Source organism: Sphingopyxis sp. PAMC25046 (assembly GCF_004795895.1).
Classification (GTDB): Bacteria; Pseudomonadota; Alphaproteobacteria; order Sphingomonadales; family Sphingomonadaceae; genus Sphingopyxis.
Map to the genome: position 1 here is coordinate 3,862,500 of NZ_CP039250.1, position 20,872 is coordinate 3,883,371.

At 64.9% G+C, this 20,872-nt stretch carries 14 protein-coding genes; 6 read left to right on the forward strand and 8 right to left on the reverse strand.

Going from position 1 to position 20,872, the window contains the following annotated elements; all coding sequences use genetic code 11:
- Window positions 1–331 precede the first annotated feature (331 nt).
- Window positions 332–805, forward strand: a complete 474-nt coding sequence (locus E5675_RS18085; protein WP_168707926.1) for a MarR family transcriptional regulator — start codon at window positions 332–334, stop codon at window positions 803–805.
- A 10-nt stretch (window positions 806–815) separates the two neighbouring features.
- Here E5675_RS18085 and E5675_RS18090 read toward each other — a convergent pair whose 3' ends face one another.
- The gene (locus tag E5675_RS18090; protein ID WP_168707927.1) at window positions 816–2,153 is read right to left on the reverse strand and encodes an amidohydrolase family protein; all 1,338 of its coding nucleotides are present in this window, start codon (window positions 2,151–2,153) and stop codon (window positions 816–818) included.
- Between the two features lie 194 nt (window positions 2,154–2,347).
- Between E5675_RS18090 and E5675_RS18095 the strand changes: the two genes are divergently transcribed.
- The 4 genes from E5675_RS18095 (at window position 2,348) to E5675_RS18110 (ending at window position 8,572) form a co-directional block, all read left to right on the forward strand.
- Entirely contained in the window at window positions 2,348–4,162 is a 1,815-nt protein-coding gene (locus E5675_RS18095) for a tetratricopeptide repeat protein (protein ID WP_136175730.1), read from the forward strand.
- Window positions 4,163–4,228: 66 nt separating this feature from the next.
- Window positions 4,229–5,008, forward strand: coding sequence for a cyclase family protein (locus tag E5675_RS18100; protein WP_136175731.1), 780 nt, complete (start codon window positions 4,229–4,231; stop codon window positions 5,006–5,008).
- A 7-nt stretch (window positions 5,009–5,015) separates the two neighbouring features.
- Window positions 5,016–7,139 (forward strand): indolepyruvate ferredoxin oxidoreductase subunit alpha, encoded by a 2,124-nt coding sequence (locus E5675_RS18105; RefSeq protein WP_136175732.1) that lies wholly within the window; start codon window positions 5,016–5,018, stop codon window positions 7,137–7,139.
- A complete protein-coding gene (locus E5675_RS18110) occupies window positions 7,139–8,572 on the forward strand; it encodes an indolepyruvate oxidoreductase subunit beta family protein (protein ID WP_136175733.1) in 1,434 nt (477 codons plus the stop codon). The genes E5675_RS18105 and E5675_RS18110 overlap by 1 nt, the downstream gene beginning before the upstream one ends.
- On the opposite strand, the gene E5675_RS18115 is transcribed toward E5675_RS18110, so the two are convergent.
- Complete coding sequence (locus E5675_RS18115) at window positions 8,555–10,312, reverse strand: DUF885 family protein (RefSeq protein ID WP_136175734.1); 1,758 nt, start codon at window positions 10,310–10,312, stop codon at window positions 8,555–8,557. The two genes, E5675_RS18110 and E5675_RS18115, sit on opposite strands and share 18 nt — an antisense overlap.
- Before the next feature lie 101 nt (window positions 10,313–10,413).
- On the opposite strand from E5675_RS18115, the gene E5675_RS18120 reads away from it, so the two are divergent.
- Window positions 10,414–10,884: a MarR family winged helix-turn-helix transcriptional regulator gene (locus tag E5675_RS18120; protein WP_136175735.1), complete on the forward strand. Its 471-nt coding sequence runs from the start codon at window positions 10,414–10,416 to the stop codon at window positions 10,882–10,884.
- A gap of 13 nt (window positions 10,885–10,897) precedes the next feature.
- Here the strand turns inward: E5675_RS18120 and E5675_RS18125 are convergent, their stop codons facing one another.
- The 6 genes from E5675_RS18125 to E5675_RS18150 all read right to left on the reverse strand — a co-directional run bounded on the left by E5675_RS18125 (window position 10,898) and on the right by E5675_RS18150 (window position 20,560).
- A complete protein-coding gene (locus E5675_RS18125; RefSeq protein WP_136175736.1) occupies window positions 10,898–12,199 on the reverse strand; it encodes an FAD-binding oxidoreductase in 1,302 nt (433 codons plus the stop codon).
- 135 nt (window positions 12,200–12,334) lie between these two features.
- Window positions 12,335–13,234 carry a bile acid:sodium symporter gene (locus E5675_RS18130; RefSeq protein WP_136175737.1) on the reverse strand — a complete coding sequence of 300 codons (900 nt, stop codon included), beginning with the start codon at window positions 13,232–13,234 and terminating at the stop codon, window positions 12,335–12,337.
- A 12-nt stretch (window positions 13,235–13,246) separates the two neighbouring features.
- The gene (locus E5675_RS18135) at window positions 13,247–13,726 is read right to left on the reverse strand and encodes a DUF3830 family protein (RefSeq protein ID WP_136175738.1); all 480 of its coding nucleotides are present in this window, start codon (window positions 13,724–13,726) and stop codon (window positions 13,247–13,249) included.
- Window positions 13,727–13,734: 8 nt separating this feature from the next.
- Entirely contained in the window at window positions 13,735–15,384 is a 1,650-nt protein-coding gene (locus tag E5675_RS18140; RefSeq protein WP_168707928.1) for a DUF885 family protein, read from the reverse strand.
- 25 nt (window positions 15,385–15,409) lie between these two features.
- Window positions 15,410–17,638 (reverse strand): prolyl oligopeptidase family serine peptidase, encoded by a 2,229-nt coding sequence (locus E5675_RS18145; protein ID WP_136175740.1) that lies wholly within the window; start codon window positions 17,636–17,638, stop codon window positions 15,410–15,412.
- 87 nt (window positions 17,639–17,725) lie between these two features.
- On the reverse strand, window positions 17,726–20,560 hold the full coding sequence (locus E5675_RS18150; protein WP_136175741.1) for a TonB-dependent receptor: 2,835 nt from the start codon (window positions 20,558–20,560) through the stop codon (window positions 17,726–17,728).
- Between the last annotated feature and the right edge of the window lie 312 nt (window positions 20,561–20,872).

The window sequence follows — 20,872 nt, forward strand, 5'->3', positions numbered from 1 at the left end:
GACGTTAGCAGGGAAGGCGTGATCCGCAAGGCTTCTGCGCACTGACGCACCACCCCCCTTTTGCCGGGAAGCGTCTGTTCATGAACATCAATGCCGTGACACCGGGCGCAGAAATCCGGACCGTCACACGAACATCACGGATATGCTTCTATCGCCCGGGCGGGGCTTTCGCACGCCCGATCGCCATAACTAAGTGCAAATACATATGTTTTCGGCTAATTCGCTGTCAGCGCCAGCCCGCCATGACGGAACGGCTTGATCGAACAAGACATTTGAGGAACACATGAACACAAGGTCGACGGGGAAATCGGCAGGCAGGGCAGAGGGAAAAATGGAAAAGCGTGGCGACTATGACCCGAGCAGTCCGACCTTCCGCCTGGAAAACTCGCCGTTCTACCTGATGGCGCATGCCGATTTCAAATATCACGAAGATATGGACAAGGTGCTGCACAAGCACGGCGTGTCGAAACCTATCTATCGTGTCATGACGGTGCTGCGCGAACATCAGCCCGCGAGCATCGGCGCGATCGCCGAAGCCGCACTGACCAAGCGGTCGACGATCAGCCGGATCATCGACCGCATGATCGAGCAGGGCCTCGTCTCGACCGAACCCAATCCGGAAGACAACCGGATCACCGAAGTTACGCTGACTGCCGCCGGCCAACAGACGCTGCGCAAGCTGACGCCGATCGTCGGACGCCAGTTCACGCGCGCGATGGACGGCGTCAGCAATCGTGACATCGCCCATTTGCTGCGCACGCTTCAAAAGATCAGCGCCAACCTCAGCAAGCTTCCGATCGAATAGCGTCGGCGGCTCAGCGTGCCGGGCCGTCGACGACGATCTTGCCGTCGGCGACGATATAGCGGACGTCACGAAGATTCTTCAACGAATCGAGCGGATTGGCGCCAATGATCAAAAGGTCGGCGATCTTGCCCCTCTCGACCGTGCCGAGCTTGTCGCCCATGCGCATGATCTCCGCCCCGACGCGCGTCGCCGATGCCAGGACATCGGCGTTGCTCATCCCCGCCTCGCTCAAATAATCGAGTTCGCGGAAATAGGCGTCGGGATAGCGCACGTCGTTCTCGAACGGGATATCGGTGCCGACGCCGATCGGCACCCCGGCGCGATAGGCTTCGGCGACGCGTTTCAGATGGTCCTGCTGATCGATCACGAAACGGCGCGAATGGGTGTGATAGAAGCCGCCGGTAGGGATTCCCGCGGTCGGATAGCCGCCGTTCAGCAGATTGTCGAAAGCCCCGATCGTGGGCACGAATGCCGTGCCATGCTTCTTCATCAACGGCACCGCCTGGTCGCTCATCAGCAGCGGATGCTCGAGCGTGTCGACCCCCGCCTCGATCGCCCAGTCGGTATATTTGCCATAGCTGTCGATCGCGACGGGCACTCCCAGCGAATGCGCTTCGTCGATCGCGGCAGCGAGTTCCTCCTTGTCGGCCGGCGCACCGAGCTTGATCCAGTCGGCGAGGCTCCGGATCTGCTGCCGCACCGCCGTGCGCCATTCCCACGGGCCGTTGAAACCCTTGCTCGGCCCGCCCAGCGCAGGCTTCTGCCGGCCCGTCGCGGTCGAGGTCACTTCGTCGCCATGGCCGCCGGTTGTCGCAATGATGCGCCCGCTCCACAGCACGCGCGGCCCGCGAATGATTCCGCGTTCGACTGCTTCCTTGATCCGCAGCGCGACATCATCGACCGTACCGACGTCGCGCGCCGCGGTGATGCCGGCGCCGATCAACTGTTCGGCCAGCGCGACGCCCCGGATCGCGGCACCCGCCGGGCTGTCCGAATATTTGCCGAAGTCATGGCAACGCTGCTGCGTGAAATGGATGTGAAGGTCGATCAGGCCCGGCATGATATAAAGGCCCGTCGCGTCGATGGTTCGCGCGGCCCCGGCCGGCACCGGCGTCGCCCCGGCCGCCCCGGCCGAAACGATCCGGTCGCCCTGCATCACCACCACCGCATTGGAAATCGGCGCGCCGCCTCGCCCGTCGATCAGCGTTCCGCCGGTGATCACCACGACCGGTTCCGCGCTGCGATCGACCGGCGGGATCGGCAGGCGGCGCACGTCGTCGGTGGTTTCGGGAATCGGGCGCGTCGCGGCGTGGAGATGCGCGGGCAGCATCGCGAGCGCGACAAGCATTCCCGCTCCCAAAAACGCATATTTCCGGGGGAAACGGAGCGAACTGCGAACGGCTGCGACGGACATGGCGACCTCCCATAAATGTGAATTTACACATGATTTAAAGCGCGATTTGCTTGACGAAACAAGAGGGATTTGCTTCGCTCTCCCTGGCGGCTCGATCGGCAAGCGATCGCAGCCGCGGGAACCGCGACATGCAGCTGGCAGAATCGCAGGCAATGATCGGGCAGCAACTCGGCGATGCGATGGCGCTCGCCCGCACCGGACAACTCGACGCGGCAGAAGCCGGCCTGCGTCGGATATTGATCGCCGTTCCCGATCACCATGATGCGTTGCAGTTGCTGGGAATGGTCGCTCGCAGCCGCGGCGACCATGATGCCGCGATTGCCCTGTTCGACCGCTCGCTCGCTATCCGGCCGGATCAGCCCCATGTCCTCAACAATTTCGGCAACAGCCTGACGGATAGAGGCCGATACGCCGACGCAGTGCAAGCCTATGAAAGGGCGCTCGCGCTAAAGCCGGGTTATGCCGACGCCCGGATGAATCTCGCACTCGCCCTGCTGGCGCTCGGCCAACCGGCATCGGCCTGCGATACGCTGCAACCGGCACTCGGTGCCGGGCCCGACCATGCCCGGTCGTGGGCAATACTCGGGCAGGCGCTTGGCGACATGAAACAGGGTGCGCGCGCCATCGATGCCTGGCGCACTGCGCTGCGCCTGCGACCCGGTCACCTCCCCTGGCTCCACAATCTGGCGGTCGCATTGCGGGTCGCCGGCCGCGCCGGCGAGGCCCTGCCAATCTTTCGCGAATGCGCCGCCCGCTCGGCCAGCGAGGCGAAAATCCACTATAACCTTGGCCACTGTCTGCAGGATCTGGGGCGGATCGACGCGGCAGCCGAAGCCTATCGCCGCGCGATCCGGCTGACGCCGGCCGATGCCGAAATCCATGATTCGCTGAGCCGGATGCTGTGGAAGCACGGCCGGATACAGGCCCATGTGCAGAGCTATCGCGAAGCGCTCGTCGATCGCCCCGACGATCCGGGCCTGCTCGCGGGACTGGCGAACCGGTTGACGCTGGCGGGCGAACCGCAGGCCGCGGCGGACCTGTTGGCGCCCGCGACCGCGCGCGGCATCGGCGGTGCCGATCTCCATTACCGGCGTGGCCAGGCGCTCTGGTCGGCCCGCCAGCCTGATCCGGCGCTCGTGGCGTTCGACGCGGCGCTCGCCACCGACGCCGGACATGCCGCCAGCCTGCGCGAGTCGGCTCGCGCGCTCCTCATCCTCGACCGTCCCGCCGACGCGCTTCCGCGGATCGCGCGCCGGCTCGCCGCCGATCCGGCGGACCAGCAGGCGCTCGCATTGCAAGGCATAATGTGGCGCCTGACCGGTGACGCGCGCGCAAAATGGCTGACCGATCCCGGGTTGATCGGCGCCGCCCGGCTCGCGCCCGGCAATGGCGACGTCGCCAGCTTCAACCGTCAACTCGACCGTGCGCTGGGCGCGCTCCATATCGGCAGCCAACATCCGCTCGAACAGACGCTGCGCGGTGGCACCCAGACCGCCGACGATCTCTTCAGCCGCGACGTCCCGGAGATCATGGCGGTTCGCGCGATGATCGAAGCGGGGGTCCGCCGATATATCGACGCGTTGCCCGCCGATCCCGCGCATCCGTTTCTGTGTCGCAAGGCGTCGGGCTTTGCCTTTTCGGGTTCGTGGTCGGTCCGGCTGCACAGCGGCGGCCATCACCAGAACCATATTCACCCGGAAGGCTGGATCAGCGCCGTCTATTATGTCGCGCTGCCCGACGCGATCGCCGACGGCGAGCAGGGGTGGCTGAAATTTGGCGAGACGGGGCTGAACCTGGGCGAACGCGAACAGATCGCGCGGACCGTCCGCCCCGAACCCGGCCTGCTCGTTCTTTTTCCGTCCTATTTCTATCACGGGACGATCCCCTTCGCCGCCGACGATCACCGCACCACCATCGCCTTCGACATCGTGCCGACGAGCTGAGCGGCCGTCAAAATACTTGCATGTGCAAGTTTATCATTGCACATTCCGGTTCGAGAGGAGTTCAGAATGGCCAATCAGATTCTTCAGCAGTTCGCCGCCGGGGTCGCTTCGGGTGCGATCCGCACGATCGACCTCACCCAGACGCTGTCGCCCGAAACGCCGACGCTGGTCCTGCCACCCGAATTCGGCCAGTGCGCCGCGTTCAGCCAGGAAGAAATCTCGCGATACGATGATCGCGGCGTCGCGTGGTACTGGAACAATTTCACCGTCAGCGAGCACACCGGCACGCATTTCGACGCGCCGATCCACTGGATCACGGGCAAGGACCTGCCGAACAATGCCGTCGATACGGTCGCACCCGCCGATTTCGTCGCCGAAGCCGTGGTCATCGACATTTCGGACAAGGCGGCCGTCGATCCCGATTATCTGCTCACCGTCGCCGACATCGAAGCGTGGGAGGCCGACCATGGCCGCATCCCGCCGCGTAGCTGGGTGATGCTTCGCACCGACTGGTCGAAGCGCGACGTCGACGCCTATACCAACCGGCGCGAAGACGGTGCGCACACGCCGGGACCGTCGGCCGAGGCGGTGCGGTTCCTCGTCGACGAACGCGACGCCCACGGACTGGGGGTCGAAACGATCGGGACCGACGCCGGGCAGGCGCATCTGCTCGACCCCGCCTATCCCGCGCACACCCTGTTCCACGCCGCGGGCCGTTACGGTCTGCAGTGCCTCGAGAATCTCGACCAGTTGCCCGCGACGGGCAGCGTGATCGTCGCCGCGCCGCTCAAGATCAAGGGCGGCTCGGGCAGCCCCTTGCGCGTCCTCGCGCTCGTGGCGGACTGAGGCAGAGATGGCCGAGCGGTCGTTCAAGGCGGAGGTCGAGCAGCTCAGGCTCGGCGACGGCGAGATTTTCGAAGGCGAAGGCATTCTTGCGGTTACCAAGGCGCTGCTCCAGGCCGGGGTCGCCTATGTCGGCGGTTATCAGGGGTCGCCGATCAGCCATTTGATGGACGTGTTCGCCGACGCGAGCGACCTGATGGCGGGGCTCGGCGTCCATTTCGAAAGCTCGGCGAGCGAGGCAACCGCCGCGGCGATGCTGGCGGCATCGGTGAACTATCCGCTGCGCGGCGCGGTTGCGTGGAAATCGGTGGTCGGCACCAATGTCGCATCGGACGCCCTCTCGAACGTCTCGTCGGGCGGCGTGACCGGCGGTGCGCTGATCATCCTCGGCGAGGATTATGGCGAGGGCTCGTCGATCATGCAGGAGCGTACGCATGCCTTTGCGATGAAGTCGCAGATGTGGCTGCTCGACCCGCGGCCCAGCCTGCCGCTGATCGTCGACATGGTCGAAAAGGGGTTCGAGCTGTCCGAGGCGTCGAACACCCCCGTGATGCTCGAACTGCGCGTAAGGGCGTGTCACGTCACCGGAAGCTTCGTCGCACGCGACAACCGGCGACCCCCGCTGACCGTCGCCGACGCCGCGGCATCTCCGACGCGCGACACCAGCCGTATCGTCCTGCCGCCCGCCAATTTCCTGCACGAGGTCGAAAAGATCGAAAAGCGCTGGCCCGCGGGCATCGACTTCGTGAAGCGGAACGGACTCAACGAGCATTTCGGCACCGCCAGCGACGAGATCGGCATCATCGTCCAGGGCGGGCTGTTCAATTCGCTCAATCGCGCGCTCGAACTGGTCAACCTGTCCGATGCGTTCGGCAACGCTGCGCTGCCTGTCTATGTCCTCAACGTCACCTATCCGCTGATCCCCGACGAGGTGCAGGCCTTTTGCGCGGGCAAGCGCGCGGTGCTCGTGGTCGAGGAAGGCCAGCCCGAATTCATCGAGCACGAACTCAACACGCTCGTCCGGCGCGCCGACCTCCAGACCCGCATCGTCGGCAAGGAGGTGCTCCCGCGCGCGGGCGAATATACCGCGGCGGTCATCAGGGACGGCATCGCGAAATTCCTCCGCGCCCACGCCCCCGAGCGCGCACCGGCCGAGGAAGCGGCGCGCGCGCCGGCCCTGCCGCCGAGCGCCGTGCCGCAACGCCCGGCCGGCTTTTGCACCGGCTGCCCCGAACGGCCGATCTTTTCGGCGATGAAGCTGGTGCAGAAGGATATCGGCGAACTCCACGTTTCGGCGGATATCGGCTGCCATCTCTTTTCGATCCTGCCGCCGTTCCACATCGGCAACACCACGATGGGCTATGGCCTCGGCACCGCGGGCGCGTCGGCGTTCAAGCCCGAGGGCAAGCGCGCCGTCGCGATCATGGGCGACGGCGGATTCTGGCACAACGGGCTGACCTCGGGCATCGGCAACGCGGTCTTCAATCAGGACGACAATCTGACGATCATCGTCGACAACGGCTATTCGGCCGCGACCGGCGGTCAGGACATCCCCTCGTCGCGCGCGACGCCGCCGCACCGCCAGACGAACAATCCGATCGAGCGCGCGGTGCGCGGCGTCGGCATCGCCTGGGCGCGGACACGCACGCGCACCTATGACGTCGCAGGAATGCGCGATGCGATCCGCGACGCGCTGACCACGCCCGAAAAGGGCCCGAAAGTGCTCGTCGCGCAGTCCGAATGCCAGCTCAATCGCCAGCGGCGCCTCAAGCCGCAACTCGCGAAGGCGATGAAAGCGGGCGAGCGGGTCGTGCGCGAGCGCTTCGGCGTCGATCCCGACACCTGCACGGGCGACCATAGCTGCATCCGCCTGTCGGGCTGCCCGTCGCTGACGATCCGCGCGAACCCCGACCCGCTGCGACAGGACCCCGTCGCGCATGTCGAGAACAGCTGCGTCGGCTGCGGCGTCTGCGGCGAGGTCAGTCACGCCGCCGTGCTCTGCCCTTCCTTCTACAAGGCGCGGATCATCGCAAACCCCAACGGGCGCGACCGCGTGCGCCAACGGCTGCGCGGCTGGGTGATCGGCGCACTCCAGAAGCGATCGGCGCGCAAGCTTGCTGCGAGGGCGTTCTGATGCGCCGGCGCGAACGCATCACCATCGCGGTGCTCGGCCTCGGCGGTCAGGGCGGCGGCGTGCTCGCCGACTGGATCGTCCAGCTCGGCATGAAAAACGGCTATGTCGCGCAGGGCACGTCGGTCCCCGGCGTCGCACAGCGCACCGGCGCGACGGTCTATTATATCGAGATGTTCCCGGCCGGAAGCGCGGCGCAGCCCGTGCTTGCGCTGATGCCGGTACCCGGCGACGTCGATATCGTCGTGGCATCCGAACTGATGGAAGCGGGCCGCGCGATCCTGCGCGGCTTCGTGTCGCAGGACACGCTGCTGATCGGTTCGACGCACCGCGTCTATGCCATCGATGAAAAGTCGGCGATGGGCGACGGCCGCGCAAGCGGGGAACGCATCATCGCCGCCGCGCACGAGCGCGCGCGCCGCTTCATCGGTTTCGACATGGACGACGCCGCCGACCGGGCAGGCAGCGTGATCAGCTCGATCATGTTCGGTGCGCTCGCGGGCAGCGGCGCCCTGCCCTTTTCGCGCGCCGCGTTCGAGGACGCGATCCGCGCCGGCGGCAAGGCGATCGACGCCAATCTGCGCGGCTTTTCGGCTGGCTTCGACACCGCACAGGGCAAGGCGGAAGCCGCACCCGCCTCGCCGCCCCCCGTCGCCCCCACCACCGAAGCCGGGCGCGCGCTGCTCGCGCGCATCGAAGCCAAGCTGCCGCCCGAAGCGCATGAATTTTCGGTCGAGGGCGTGAAGCGGCTGATGGATTATCAGGACGCCGCCTATGCCGGTCTTTATCTCGACCGGCTCGAAAGCCTTGATCGGGACCCCGAACTCGTCACCGAGGCCGCCCGGCATCTTGCGCTCTGGATGTCCTATGAAGACACGATCCGCGTCGCGGGGCTGAAGGTCCGCGCCAGCCGCTTCGCGCGCGTGCGCGGCGAAGTGAAGGCGAAAGACGACCAGATCGTCCAGCTCACCGAATATATGCACCCGCGCCTCGAAGAGATTTGCGAGACGATGCCCGCGGCGCTCGGTCGCCGCATCCTCGCCAGCCGGTCGCTCTCGCGCCGCCTGAAACCGCTGTTCACCAAGGGCCGGCACGTCGAAACGACCAGCCTGCGCTGGTTCCTGATGCTGTCGCTACTCGCCGGCTGGCGGCGCTGGCGGCGCGGCACGCTGCGCTACAGGCTGGAACAGGCACGCATCGAGGACTGGCTGGCGCTCGTCCGCGCCGCCGACCCCGCGACCGCCCTGGAACTCGTAAAATGCCAGCGGCTGATCAAGGGCTATGGCGATACGTTCGAACGCGGGCTCGGCAATTATGCACGTATCGTCGATCGCTATCGCACCGGCAGCCTCGCAGCCGCCGACATCGCCCGCCTGCGCGACGCCGCGCTGGCCGACGAGGATGGCAAGGCGCTGGCGCTAGCCCTCGCCTCCTGATCGTTTGCGCGCCGCGATCCACGCGTCGACCTTGGCCTCGAGCATCGTCATCGGCAGCTGCCCCTGTGCGAGGATCAGGTCGTGGAACGCTCGGATGTCGAACCGCGCGCCCAGCGCCGCCTCGGCGCGCCGGCGCAGCTCGACGATCTTGAGCTCGCCGACCTTGTACGCGACCGCGCCGCCCGGCGCGCCGATATAGCGCGCCAGTTCGGTGTCGATGTTGATGTCGGCGAGCGCGGTATTTTCGGCGAAACATTGCCGGGCCTGCGCATAGCTCCAGCCCATGACGTGAATCCCGGTGTCGACGACCATCCGGCACGCACGCCACATCTCGGTCGAAAGACTGCCGAACTTTTCATAGGCATCGCGATAGACGCCCATTTCGTGCCCCAGCCGTTCGGCATAGAGCGCCCAGCCTTCGCGGAAAGCGAGCAGGTCGCGCGCGCGGCGGAAAGACGGCAGCTCGGGATTTTCATTATTGAGCGCGCCGTGCGTGTGGTGGCCGGGCGCCGCCTCGTGCAGACTGAGGGCCGGAACCTCGTACAACGGCCGCTGATCGAGATGCGAGGTGTTGACGACAAAGGTGCCGGCAAAGCCCCTGGCGAAATCGCCGCCCCCGCCGCCCCGCGCCGTCGTATAGCCTTCCTCGAGCTCGCGCGGCACCGGAACGATGGTGAACGGCTGACGCGGCAGCACCGAGAAATAACGCGGCAGCACGCCGTCGATCCGTTTCGACGCGGCGGCATATTTTTCGATCAGTCCCTCGCGGCTGGTGGCATAGAAGCGCGGGTCGGTCCGCAGAAAGCGCAGCCAGTCGGCAAAGCCCCCCTCGAAACCGGTCGAAGCGATGACCTTGTCCATCTCGGCGCGAATCCGCTGCACCTCCGCCAGACCCATCGCATGCACCTGTTCGGCGGTCAGGTCGGTCGTCGTGTAATAGCGGAGCAGGAAATCGTAATAGGCCCGCCCGCCGAGCACCGCCGCGATGCCGAGCTCCTTGCGCGCCTTTGCGCGGTACGGGCCGTCGATATAGGCGAGCGCGGCCTTTTGCGCCGGACGGATCTCGCGCTCGATCAACCGCTGTGCCTCGGCGCGTACAGCGGGATAGGCGGTCAGCGACGCGAGCATCGGATCGTCGGCGGCAGGAACCGCGATCTGGTTGCGGAGCACGGCAACCGCGACATCGATCACCACCCCAGGATGCGTCCAGCCGGTTGCGACACCACGTTCCAGATTGGCACGCTGTTCGGCGAAATAGCGGGGGATGCCGCGCATCCGCTCCGCCCACACGCGCGCTTCGGCTTCGCTTTTGACGTCGAGCCCGCGGGCCAGCGAATAGGGTGTGTTGTAGAAGCCCTCATGCGCGACAAAAGCAAAGCGGCGCTCGTCGAAATCGATGCCCTCGATCCGCCAGCCGATCAGTTCGCGCAGATAGTCGCGATTGACGCGATCCTCGCCCGTCAGCGTCGCGCCATCCAGTGCGTCGAGCTCAGCGGCAATCCGTTCGAGTTCAGCCTTGCGGCGCGCCATACCCTCAGGGGTTTCGCCGGGCCAACCTTCGCGCGAACGCGACGGGTCGGACCGCCCCGCTTCCATCGGGTAGTCCTCGGCGAAATGCTCGTATCGCACGACCAGCCCGGACAGCTCGGGCGCGCTCGCGCCGGTCAGCAGCACCGCTGCGGTGCCCAGCGCCAAAATTCGCCACCAACGCCTGCTCGATTGTGCGGTCAGATTGGCCATGGGGATTTCCTTTCGGGGGATGTTGCCGCACCCTTTGCGGATCGATCGTGGATCGGACGGGGCGGATTGAAACAGACAGGCATTCGGCTAAAGCGGCGCTCATGGACGTCTTTCTGTCGGGCAATCCCGGCGCCGCCGCCTTTCGGGTCAAACGATACCCCTTCTACCTGCTCAACAGGCTGGTGAGCCGGTACAACAGCATCATCGACGCGCGGCTGCGCGCGATCGGTCTCGATATCCCGAGCTGGCGGGTGCTGATGATCCTTGGCGAAAAATCGCCGCGCGGCGCGCGCGAAATCGCCGAGGCTGCGGTGATCAACCTGTCGACGATGACGCGCATTATCCAGCGGATGGCTGCGGCCGAACTGGTTACGGCGGCGCCAAGCCGCGACGACGCGCGCGTTACGCTCGTCGCGCTCGCGCCCGCCGGCAAGGCCCGGCTCAAAAAGGCGCGGCAAGTCACCGCACCCATCTATGAGCATCTGGTCGCGGGACTCGCGCCCGAGGAGTTCGAGCAACTGATCGCGCTGCTCGGACGCCTTCACGACAATCTCGAACCGCTGGCGCCCTGAATTCCCCATCGTCTCAGTTCGAAAGATAGGCCATCGACATCAGCAATTTGGGCAGCATGGCCGCACCGGCGTGGAAGCGCACGGGCGAGGGCTCGCGCACCGGCACCGAAAGCGCATCGCGGTTCCCCGTCGCCAGCATCTCGGCGACCTCGGCGCCGATAACGCTGTTCGTGGAGATACCGCGCCCGTTGCACGCCTGAATTGCGATCGCGCCGTCGCCCAGGTCGTAAACTTCGGGAAGGAACGAGGTGTTCACCCATGCGAGGCCGCGCCACAGATAGTCGACCTGCGGATCGGGCATCGCCGCGAAATGCTGTTTGAGGCGCCGCCGCGCCTCGCGATAACAGGCCTCGTCGCCGCGCACGAGGAAGGATACGGGAAAGGCGGAGATCAGATGCCCGTGCCCGTCGAGCCGTGCGCTGAACAGATAGGGCACCTTGTCGGTGAATGCGCCGCCTTGCGGAAGGATCGCCTCCCTCTGCGCCGCGTCGAGCGGCGCCGTCGCGAACTGGAAGACGTGCAGCGGCAGGGTCGTACGGCGCATCGCCGGATGGAGCGCGGCGTTGCCCCCGTTGGCGGCCAGCACGACGCGGCCCGCGCGTACGGTGCCGCCGGGCGTCCGGCATACCCATCCGCCGTTCCGGCGCTCAAGCGATCGCACCGGGCTGCTGGCGAACAGGCGCGCGCCATGACGCACCGCCGCGGCAGCAAGCCCGCGGACATAGGCAAGCGGATTCAGGCTGCCGCCGCCCGCAAAGCGCAGCGCGCCGCAATAGCGATCCGCCCCGAACAGCCGCCGCACCTCGTCGTCTGCCACGAAATCGACGTCATGGCCGCGTGCGCGCCACTGATTGGCAAAGGTCCGCTGGGCGTCCGCCAGCGCCTCGGTGTGTGCAGGCGTATAAAAGCCGTCCTGCCGCGCATCGCAGTCGATATCGTGACGCCTGACCAGATCGAAGACGCGCTGTCCCGACGCACCGATCATCTGCGTCAGGCGCTCGCCGGCTTCCTGGCCGAGGGCCTGCACGATCGTTTCGGGCGAATGACGGATATAATCGGGCGCGATGAGTCCCCCGCTCTGGCCGGTCGCGCCGTCGCCGGGTTGGCCGGCCTCGACGAGTACGACGTCCGTCCCCCTTTCGGCGAGGTGCAGCGCGGTCGCGGTGCCCGCGATGCCGCCGCCGATTACCAGAATATCGGTTTCGACATGGCCTGCGAGCGGCGCCAGAACGGGACCGGGTGCGGCGGTCGCGGTCCACAAGGGAGCCGTCACGCTGCCGTTGCGCGCGGCGCGGGATATGGATCGATGCTGCATTACCGCTCCGTCGACCAGACGGAGGGGGAGGGTATCGCGACGAGGGGGAGCAACCCCGTCACGACGCCCTCAACTCGGGACAATGTCATATGCGAACTTTCCTGCTCGCCCGGTCGGTCGCCGGACTGTTGTGTTTCAAATCGTGGCGGGAACCCCCTGCGCCGGCCGGCCCGTTCGCCGCGCGATGGCGACGAAAAGCAGCACGAAGCAGAGCGCGACGGGAGTGTTCATGATCATCGGCAGCGACATTTCGTTATTGCCGACGATCGATACGGCGATGAAGATTGCGGTGCCTTCCTGGCGCATCAGATGCTCGATCCCGATCGCGACATTCTCGCGCCGGGTGAAGCCGGCAAAGCGCATGATCGTCATCACCACCACGACCATGGTGAGGTTGAGCGCAACGGTAATCCAGAAGAGCGCGCCCAGATTTTCGCGCAGCACCGGAACCTGGTCGTAGAGGATGACACCGAACGAGCTGAACAGCACGATGGTCGCGGCATTTTTCAGGTAGCGCTTGAACCAGATCGCGAAATCCGGACGCCACGCACGGACCACGAAACCAACCGTCGCGGGCAGCACGGTGATAGAGAAAATGTCCCAGAAGAATGACGCGAGCGGCACCTGTACGTCGGCTTTGAGCCCCATGAAGTGGAGCAGCGCGAAATGCGCGTAAAAGGGGATGACGAAGATGTAGATCATGCTGAGGATCAGCGTCATCGACATCGACAGCGCGAGATCGCCCTTGGCCATGTCGGTGAACAGGTTCGACAGCATCCCACCCGGCGTCGTCGCGAGCAGGACGAAGCCGACCGCCAGCGCCGCGGTCGGCGCCACGGTCAGCGCGAGCGAAAGCCCGATCAGCGGCGGCACGATCAGCATCGAACAGACGCCGAAGATCAGCGCGCGCTTGTTGCGGAACACCTGACGGAAATCGTCGGCGGTCAGCGACAGCCCCATCGAGACCATGATCGCGACCAGCGACCCCGGCAGCAGCCAGTTCCCCAGGAAGGACATAAGATCGTCATAAGTCATCCGCGAATGTCCTCAGGCGGTTTCGAGCGAAAGGGTACAGGCGCCATTGCGGCGGATCGTGCGGCAATCGGCCTGCGCCTTGGCGAGGTCCTCGTCGACGATCCGCGCGCAGACATTGGCCTGGATCCAGCCGAACGGCATCAGCAGCCGCCCGCCGCCGCCGTAGAAGAGACCGATGTCATAGAAGGGGCCGGGGGGAAGTCCCCTGGTGCTGCCCGCCGCCAGATAGGCGAGCACGATGTCGCCCGCGTCGGGATAGGATGTAGCGTTCTCGGCCGGGATCGCGGGCTGCGCCATCCCGGCCGGCAGCGTGCTGGCCGGCATCGGGATGGAGATTTCCGGACCGGTCCAGATCGCATGCATTGCCTCGAACCCCGCGCGGCGTTCGGCGAGATCCCACAGGAAAGCCGTCGATTCGGGCGCCGCGTCGTCGAGCAGCCGGCACCGTGCCGAAAGTCCCGATTGCGGCTCAATCAGTCTGATGAAACGCATGCCGCCCCCTATTTTCCGCTCACCATCGCCAGATATTCCTCTTTCTGGAGCGCAACAGGAACATTGCCGTTCTGCCAGAGATAATCGTGAAAGCGCTTGAGATCGAACGCCTTGCCTTCGCGGACGCGCGCCTCGGCGAGGAATTCCGCCGTCTGCATCTTGCCGATCTGGTAACTGATCGCCTGTCCCGGCGACGCGGCGAAAAAGATCGCCTCTTCCTCGGCCGTCGTGCGGTCCATCGGCACCATCTTTTCCAGATAATCGGCCGCCTCGGCGATACTGAACTCGCCGAGCGCGAGCTTGACGTCGACCTCGACACGCAGTGCCCGCAGCCGCGCGAAATTATAGATGATCTCGCGGGTCTTGGGCGCATCGGCCCACAGGCCAGCCTGGAGCATCATCTCCTCGGCGTAGAAGCCCGTGCCCTCGTTAGCGCCGCTGTCGTAATAATGGCGGCGCAGCGGGTTGGGGTGTTTCCATCCGAGCGTCAGCTGGAAAAAATGCCCCGGCACGCCCTCGTGCACGATGATCGGCCGCGGATCGCGGGCGATCGACAGGTTGAAATAGCCCAGCTTCGGCGACGGTTCTGGAAGATAGACCGTCGCATCCTGCCCGACCCGCGCCTGACTGGTCAGATCGAAGGTGCGCCCCAGCCAGCCGATCGGTGCAAGATAGGCGGGGAACGGCTGCGCGTTATAATGCCCCGCCCAGTCGGGAACGGTGAGCAGATTCTTTTCGCGCAAGAACGCCCGCACCTTGAGTTCGTCGGCGTCGAGCTTCGCGGTCACCGCCTCGATCGAGCGGCCGATCGGCAATTCGGCGACGCCCGCGTTGCGGTTGCGCTCGAGTTCCTCGAACAGCACCGAACGCGCCCATTCCTGCCGCCCCATCACGAGCAGTTCCTCGGGCGAATAGGGGTAGAGCGCCACGCTGCCGAGGAAATAGCGGTAGGAGTCGCGCCCGACCGCGGTGATTTCGGAAAGCCCGGCGCGCTTCGCTTTCAGAAAGGCGGCGAAATCGGCAAAAGCGACGACCGCCTTGTCCTTCGCGTCCTTCAGCTCCCGGCGCTGCGCGGGTGTGGCGTGCGGGTCGATTCCCGCGACCATGCCGTCGAGGCTCGCCGGCACATCGGCAATCTGGTGCAGCGCGGCGTCGACGAACGGGCCGCGCATGTCGGTGAGGTTCGCCTTGCCCGCCGCAAGGGTCGCGGGTGCGTTGCCGAGAAGCCGGATCACATCGTCGATCCGCGCGCGCTCGAGCGGCGGCGGCGGCAGCAGCACCTCGAAGATGGGGTTCAGCGCCTGCGCGACGTAGAAATGCGGCTGACGGCGCCAGGCCGCGACATGGTCGAGTTCCCAGCGCACGCGCGACAGCGCCGATCCGACGAGGCGGTAATCGACCGTCTCTCCGACCGTTTGCGGCTTGTCCGCCAGCGCCTTCCATTCCGCCTCGAACGCTGCGAGCCGCTTCTGCTGTACCGCGACCGCTGCAGGCGACCAGTCGGGCGTCCAGCTCTGCGGCCGGACGATGCGCGGGATATCGTCGCTCGTCGCCGGCTGCGTCGTCGCGCGCCACGCCCAGAAATCGGCACCGAGCTGCTGCACCTCGGCCTGCGCCGCCGCATTCGACGCCGAAAACAGAGCGGCACCGCCGGCCATCAGGGAAATCGCCCGCCGCAGCATCCTATTTCCGGTTCTTCACGTTGCGGTCGAAGAAATCGATCATCTTCTTGAAGGCGAAGCGCGCCTGCGGAAGATTGTCGCTCGCCCATGCGTGGTTGGCACCGGGCAGCGTCACCAGTTCGAACATCTGCTCGCGCTGGATCATCTGCTCGGCGAGCGCGATCGTGTCCGAATAGAGCACGACCGGATCGCGCGTCCCGTGGATGATCATCAGCGGATCCCTGATCCCCTTCGCCTGATAGAGCGCCGACTGCGCCTCGTAGCGCGCTGGCATGTCGGCACCCTCGGGCGGCCCCATGATCCACATCTGCGACGGATAGGCGTGCCACACGTTCGTCGCCGGCGCGCCCGCGATCCCCGCCGCATAGACGCCGGGTTTCTTCGAGAGCGACATGATCGTCATCAACCCGCCATAGCTCGACCCCCAGATGCCGACGCGCTTTGGATCGGCATAGCCTTTCTCGACCAGATAACGCACCCCGCTCTCCAGGTCGTTGATGTCGGTCTCGCCATAGCTGTGATATTGCGTCTGATTATGGTCGCGGCCCTGCCCCCACGACCCGCGGATGTTGACGTTGAGAACGATATAGCCCTGCGCGACGAAATATTGATCGATCCCCCACGTCGGGTGCGCGCGCCGCCCGCCCCACTGGTTGCGCACCGCGTCCGAATAGACCGACCCGACGATCACCGGATAGCGTTTGGCGGGATCGTAATTGGCCGGCAGACTGATACGCGCGAGCAGATTCGTCCCGTCGACATGGCTCGGGAATTCGGCATAGCCGATATCGGCCCAAGTCTGCTGATAGAATTCGGGCTGCGGCGATCTGGTCACCTGCGTTGCCCGACCCGGCTTGGCCGTATCGACCAGATAGAGCTCGGGCGGCGTCGTGTCGTTGCTGTACCAATCGGCGATGTGCCCGAAATCGGGCGAATAGACGGGCTGGTGCGTGCCCGCCGCCGCGCCGCTGATCCGCTGCATCTTTCCGCCCGCGACCGGCACACGATAGATTTGCCGGTCCGCGAGGCGCGACTCGTTCGCGGTGAAATAAAGCTGCCCCGCCTTGCGGTCGACCGCAAAGCCTTCGACTTCCCACTTGCCGTGCGTGATCTGGCGCGGTGTCCCGCCCGCGGCGCGCTGGTGATAAAGGTGCAGCCAACCGTCGCGATCGGTCATGATGATCAGACCATCGTCGCCCGGGGCCCATGCGACTTTCCAGTCGGGACGCAGATGCCTGGGCTCGCGAAGCTGGTAAAAGGTCTCGCGCGCACCGGTCGCCACGTCATAGACGTAGATCGTATGTTCCTTCGCCTCCATGTCGGAGCCGCTGACGAATAGACGCTTGCCGTCGCCGGAAAGGCCGTAATCCCACACATGGTGCTTCGCATCGGGACGGTCGTAGAAGCGCGTTTCGCCCGACGCGAGCGTCACGACGCCAACGGTCGCCCTGGTCGTCTCGTCACCCGGGAACGCGCGGACGACACGATTGTTCTGCAACTCGCCCTTGGCGTTATAGAAGATGTCGCGCTCGGGCATGGCGCGATCGTCCGACTGCTGGAAGGCAATCGCCTTGCCATCCTCGGCCCACTGGAAATCCTCGATATAGACTTTGGGGTCGGCGTCGCCCGCAACGCGGCGCGCGGCATTGACCGCCCTCGCCGCAACATCGCGCACCCACAGCACGCCGCCCAGCGTCACGCGGTTTCGCATGTCGACCGGGTTACCCGAAATGAAGGCCAGCCGGGTTCCGTCGGGCGAAACCGCGAGTTTCCGGATCGCCTGCTTGTCGGTTTCGACCTTGGCGATCGTACCGTTCGCCTCGCGGATATGGAGCTGGCCGCCAAGGGTGAAGGCGATGCGCCCCCTGTCCAGCGCGACCGCCTGCGCGATCCCCTTCGCCTCGGCCTCGGGCTTGCTGTCCTGACCGAGCGTCGTCAGGCGGACCTTCTTTCCGCTCTTGACCGAATAGGACCAGATGTCGCGGAAGCTGTAGCCTTCGTCGTTCCACAGGAACAGCACGCTGCCGCCGTCGGCCGACCAGGAATATCCTTCGGGCGTCGTGCCGACCAGACTCTTGTACCGGTATAGCTCGTCGATCGACAGCGACGTTCCGGCCACATTCGCGGCGCCTTGAACCGGCACGGGCCGATCCTGCGCCACGACCGGCGGCGATGCCAACACGAGCGCCAGCGCCGCCCCGGCCATTCCCAATAGACCCACTTTGTTCATCGACGACTATTCCCAGCTTCACACGACTTCGAACGCGACCGGCGGAGCCGCGGCGGCACCTTGCCGCCGCAGCCCACACCTTTCCACTCAGAAGTTCGCCCGGAACCCGATCGTGAACCGGCGACCGATCGCGTCGTAGGTTTCACGCTCGTAGAGGTAGAAGGGTGGATCGCGGTCGAACAGATTGTCGACGTTCGCGAACAGGCTGAAATTCTCCCGCACGTCGACATTGGCGCCGAGGTCGAAATAGTGGACGTCGCCGGTTTCGGGCACGGCGAGCAAGGGAGTCGCCGCGCCCGAAGCCTTTGCCCCCGCGATACGGCCATCCTTCGTGGAGCCGATAAAGCGGTGGCGGAGCGAAAGCTGCAACTTGTCCATTTCCCACGTCAGACGCTGGGTAAAGCGCCATTTGGGGTTGGCGGTGCTGCAGCTGCCGCCGCCGATATAGCCAGCACAGTTCACCGGGTTCACGATCGGGCTGCCCTGCGTAATGGCGTCGATCAGATAAGTACCGGAAATATAATAGCTGAGGCTTCCGACCGAACCCAGACTGTGCCGGTAGTCGAGCCGATAGTCGATCCCCGACGCCTCCAGCTTGGCGATATTGGCGTTAAGCAGCGGCACGTCGTAGAGCTGGCCGTCGGGGGTGCGGTTCCGCAGCGGCTGGCAGAAGATGTTATCCAGCGACAGGTCGGAGTTGCAGGCCGTGATCACGGCCTGCAGCCCGCCGCCGAACGAGCCGATCGCATCGTCGATCTTGATGTTGTAATAATCGACCGTCAGCTGCAGGTTCGGGATGAATTCGGGGCGGATGACCGCACCGACAGACCAGGTATCCGACGTTTCTTCCTGCAGATTGGGATTGCCGCCGGTGATCGCACGGATCTGCTGGTTTTCCTGCTGGAACACATCGATGACCGCCGCCGGGATACCCAGCGAGTTCACGCAGAAGTCGCGTTCCTGCTGCGTCCGGTCGGGACCCGCGTTACAGAAGTCCAGCGCCTGCGGGGCGGTATTGGTGGCCCCCGAAAAGAGTTCGACGACGTTCGGCGCGCGCACTGCGCGCTGATAAAGGCCGCGGAACTTCAGGCCGCGGAACGGCGAATATTCACCGCCCAGTTTGTACGACCATACCGACCCCGCGGTCGAGTAATCGGAGAAGCGCAGGCCGCCCTCGAATGCGAGCAATTCCACCCCGGGCATGTCGGCGAGGATCGGCACATAAAGTTCGCCGTACAGCTCCGCGACGTCGAACGAACCTGCCGTCGGGCTGAGACCCGCCGACCGCGACAGCGCCTTGCCCTGGACATACAGCTGATCCGGATCGAATGCCGAGCTTTCCTTGCGATATTCGCCACCGATCGAGATGCCGACGTCGCCGGCAGGGAGCGTGAAGAGCGACCCCGTCAGGCTTGCGCCGACCTGCTTCTGGCGGATCGTCGTGATGTTGGTGAGATCGGTGTAGATATAGTTGATCATGTCGGGCGTCAGCGAATTGAGCCCGAAGGGATTGAGTACGACGCAATCGGCATCGGCGATCGCGCACTTATAGGGATCATTGGGGTCGGTCAGGAAACCATTGGCGAAATTGTCGATCAGCACGCCGCCGCCCTGGACGTCGGTGACCTTCGTTTCACCCTGGTTGTAGAAGACTTCCCATTTCAGCCGGTCGGTCAGGTCGCCCTTCAGCCCGACGACGAAGCGGTAGAAATCACGCGTCTGGTCGCTGGTACGCGAACCACCGTCGAGCAGGCGCCGATTGATATTGACCGGGACCAGGCTGTCGCCGTCCGCATCCATGTTCGTGCTCAGGAAATCGCGCAGCGTCGGATCGAGATACGGGTTGCGGATGTCGAGCTGGAAGCCGGGAATGAAGCCCGAACTGCTCATCGGCACCGCGCCGAGCGTCGAGTTGATCTTGCTGTGAACGTACGACCCTTCCCAGAAGGCCGTGACATCGTCGGTCACGTCATAATGACCGATCACCGACCCCTGCCAGCGCTGCATCGGCATCTGGATGTTGGTGAAGGGACGATCGTTGAAGCCATCGCTCGTGCGATAGGCGCGCCAGCCTTCGTCGGCGAAGAATATCCCCGCGGTGCCGATCGTATTGCCGTAGGGGTCGGTCAGTCCGACAAGCTGCGGGCTGAAAATCGTGCCCTGCGGCGTGACCCCGTTGCCCGCCGGCACCAGTACCGGCTTGCCGTCGACGATGGCGTCGGCGAAATATTCGATCGCATGGTCGCGCGCTGCGCCCTTGACCATCGCGCGATCATAATAGCTGCCGTGGAAAACGATGTTGCCGCGTCCATCGGCAAAATTGCCGCCGACAGTCAGATCGACATTATAACGTTCGGCATCGCCCTCGTCGCTGAGGCCATAGGATCCGCCGATTTCGAAGCCTTCGAAATCATCTTTGGTCACGAAGTTGACGACGCCCGCCATCGCGTCCGAACCATATACGGCCGACGCACCGCCGGTCACGACCTCGACGCGCTGAACCAGCGAAGGTGGGATCATGTTGAGGTCGACGACGCCATCCTGCGACGCGCCGACGATCCGGCGGCCATTCTGCAGCACCAGCGTACGAACGGCGCCAAGATTGCGCAGATTGACCGTGGCCGAACCGTTGCCCGAGTTCGACTGGGCGCCCGCGCCGGCCACCGCCTGCGGCAGGGCATTCAGCAACTGCTCGGTCTCGACGGTGGCCGAATATTTGATTTCGTCCTGACCGATCACATTGACGGGGCTGTTGGATTCGACGTCGGGCCGCGGGATACGCGACCCGGTAACGACAATCGCGCCTCCATCCTCGGCAATCGGCTCCTGCGCCATCGCCGACCCCATAACCGCCATCGACAGGAGCAGTGCTGAACCGCCCCTCAATCCTGCCCGAACAGCTGCTACCCGCTTCATATCCATGCTCGTCACTCCCTGAACTGGAACGCCCGCCTGCGAAATTCACGGTCGCCGGCATTTGGTGCCAGTCATTCCCGTGAACAGTTGCGTGATTTTGATCATATTGATGCGGCACAGTCAATTCCGTGACGCAAAAAAATGTGAAAAGTGTCATTTTAGATGCGCCGTCGCGTTTCCCGCCGCGCATCTCGTCCGGTGCACGGTCAGGGAATATTCTATATAATATATTGTAATTAAAAGAATAATATTCCCGCTCGCGCCCAGTGCCCTACCCTCTCCCCGAAACGACGGATTCGGAGATCGAGGTTACCCGTC

Excerpts from the sequence above, each read along its gene's own strand:
- E5675_RS18090 (WP_168707927.1), bottom strand. The coding sequence starts at position 2,153 with ATGCTTGTCGCGCTCGCGATGCTGCCCGCGCATCTCCACGCCGCGACG.
- E5675_RS18125 (WP_136175736.1), bottom strand. The coding sequence starts at position 12,199 with ATGCAGCATCGATCCATATCCCGCGCCGCGCGCAACGGCAGCGTGACG.
- E5675_RS18150 (WP_136175741.1), bottom strand. The coding sequence starts at position 20,560 with ATGGATATGAAGCGGGTAGCAGCTGTTCGGGCAGGATTGAGGGGCGGT.
- E5675_RS18100 (WP_136175731.1), top strand. The coding sequence starts at position 4,229 with ATGGCCAATCAGATTCTTCAGCAGTTCGCCGCCGGGGTCGCTTCGGGT.
- E5675_RS18115 (WP_136175734.1), bottom strand. The coding sequence starts at position 10,312 with ATGGCCAATCTGACCGCACAATCGAGCAGGCGTTGGTGGCGAATTTTG.
- E5675_RS18140 (WP_168707928.1), bottom strand. The coding sequence starts at position 15,384 with ATGGCCGGCGGTGCCGCTCTGTTTTCGGCGTCGAATGCGGCGGCGCAG.
- E5675_RS18135 (WP_136175738.1), bottom strand. The coding sequence starts at position 13,726 with ATGCGTTTCATCAGACTGATTGAGCCGCAATCGGGACTTTCGGCACGG.
- E5675_RS18105 (WP_136175732.1), top strand. The coding sequence starts at position 5,016 with ATGGCCGAGCGGTCGTTCAAGGCGGAGGTCGAGCAGCTCAGGCTCGGC.
- E5675_RS18095 (WP_136175730.1), top strand. The coding sequence starts at position 2,348 with ATGCAGCTGGCAGAATCGCAGGCAATGATCGGGCAGCAACTCGGCGAT.
- E5675_RS18085 (WP_168707926.1), top strand. The coding sequence starts at position 332 with ATGGAAAAGCGTGGCGACTATGACCCGAGCAGTCCGACCTTCCGCCTG.
- E5675_RS18120 (WP_136175735.1), top strand. The coding sequence starts at position 10,414 with ATGGACGTCTTTCTGTCGGGCAATCCCGGCGCCGCCGCCTTTCGGGTC.
- E5675_RS18130 (WP_136175737.1), bottom strand. The coding sequence starts at position 13,234 with ATGACTTATGACGATCTTATGTCCTTCCTGGGGAACTGGCTGCTGCCG.
- E5675_RS18145 (WP_136175740.1), bottom strand. The coding sequence starts at position 17,638 with ATGAACAAAGTGGGTCTATTGGGAATGGCCGGGGCGGCGCTGGCGCTC.
- E5675_RS18110 (WP_136175733.1), top strand. The coding sequence starts at position 7,139 with ATGCGCCGGCGCGAACGCATCACCATCGCGGTGCTCGGCCTCGGCGGT.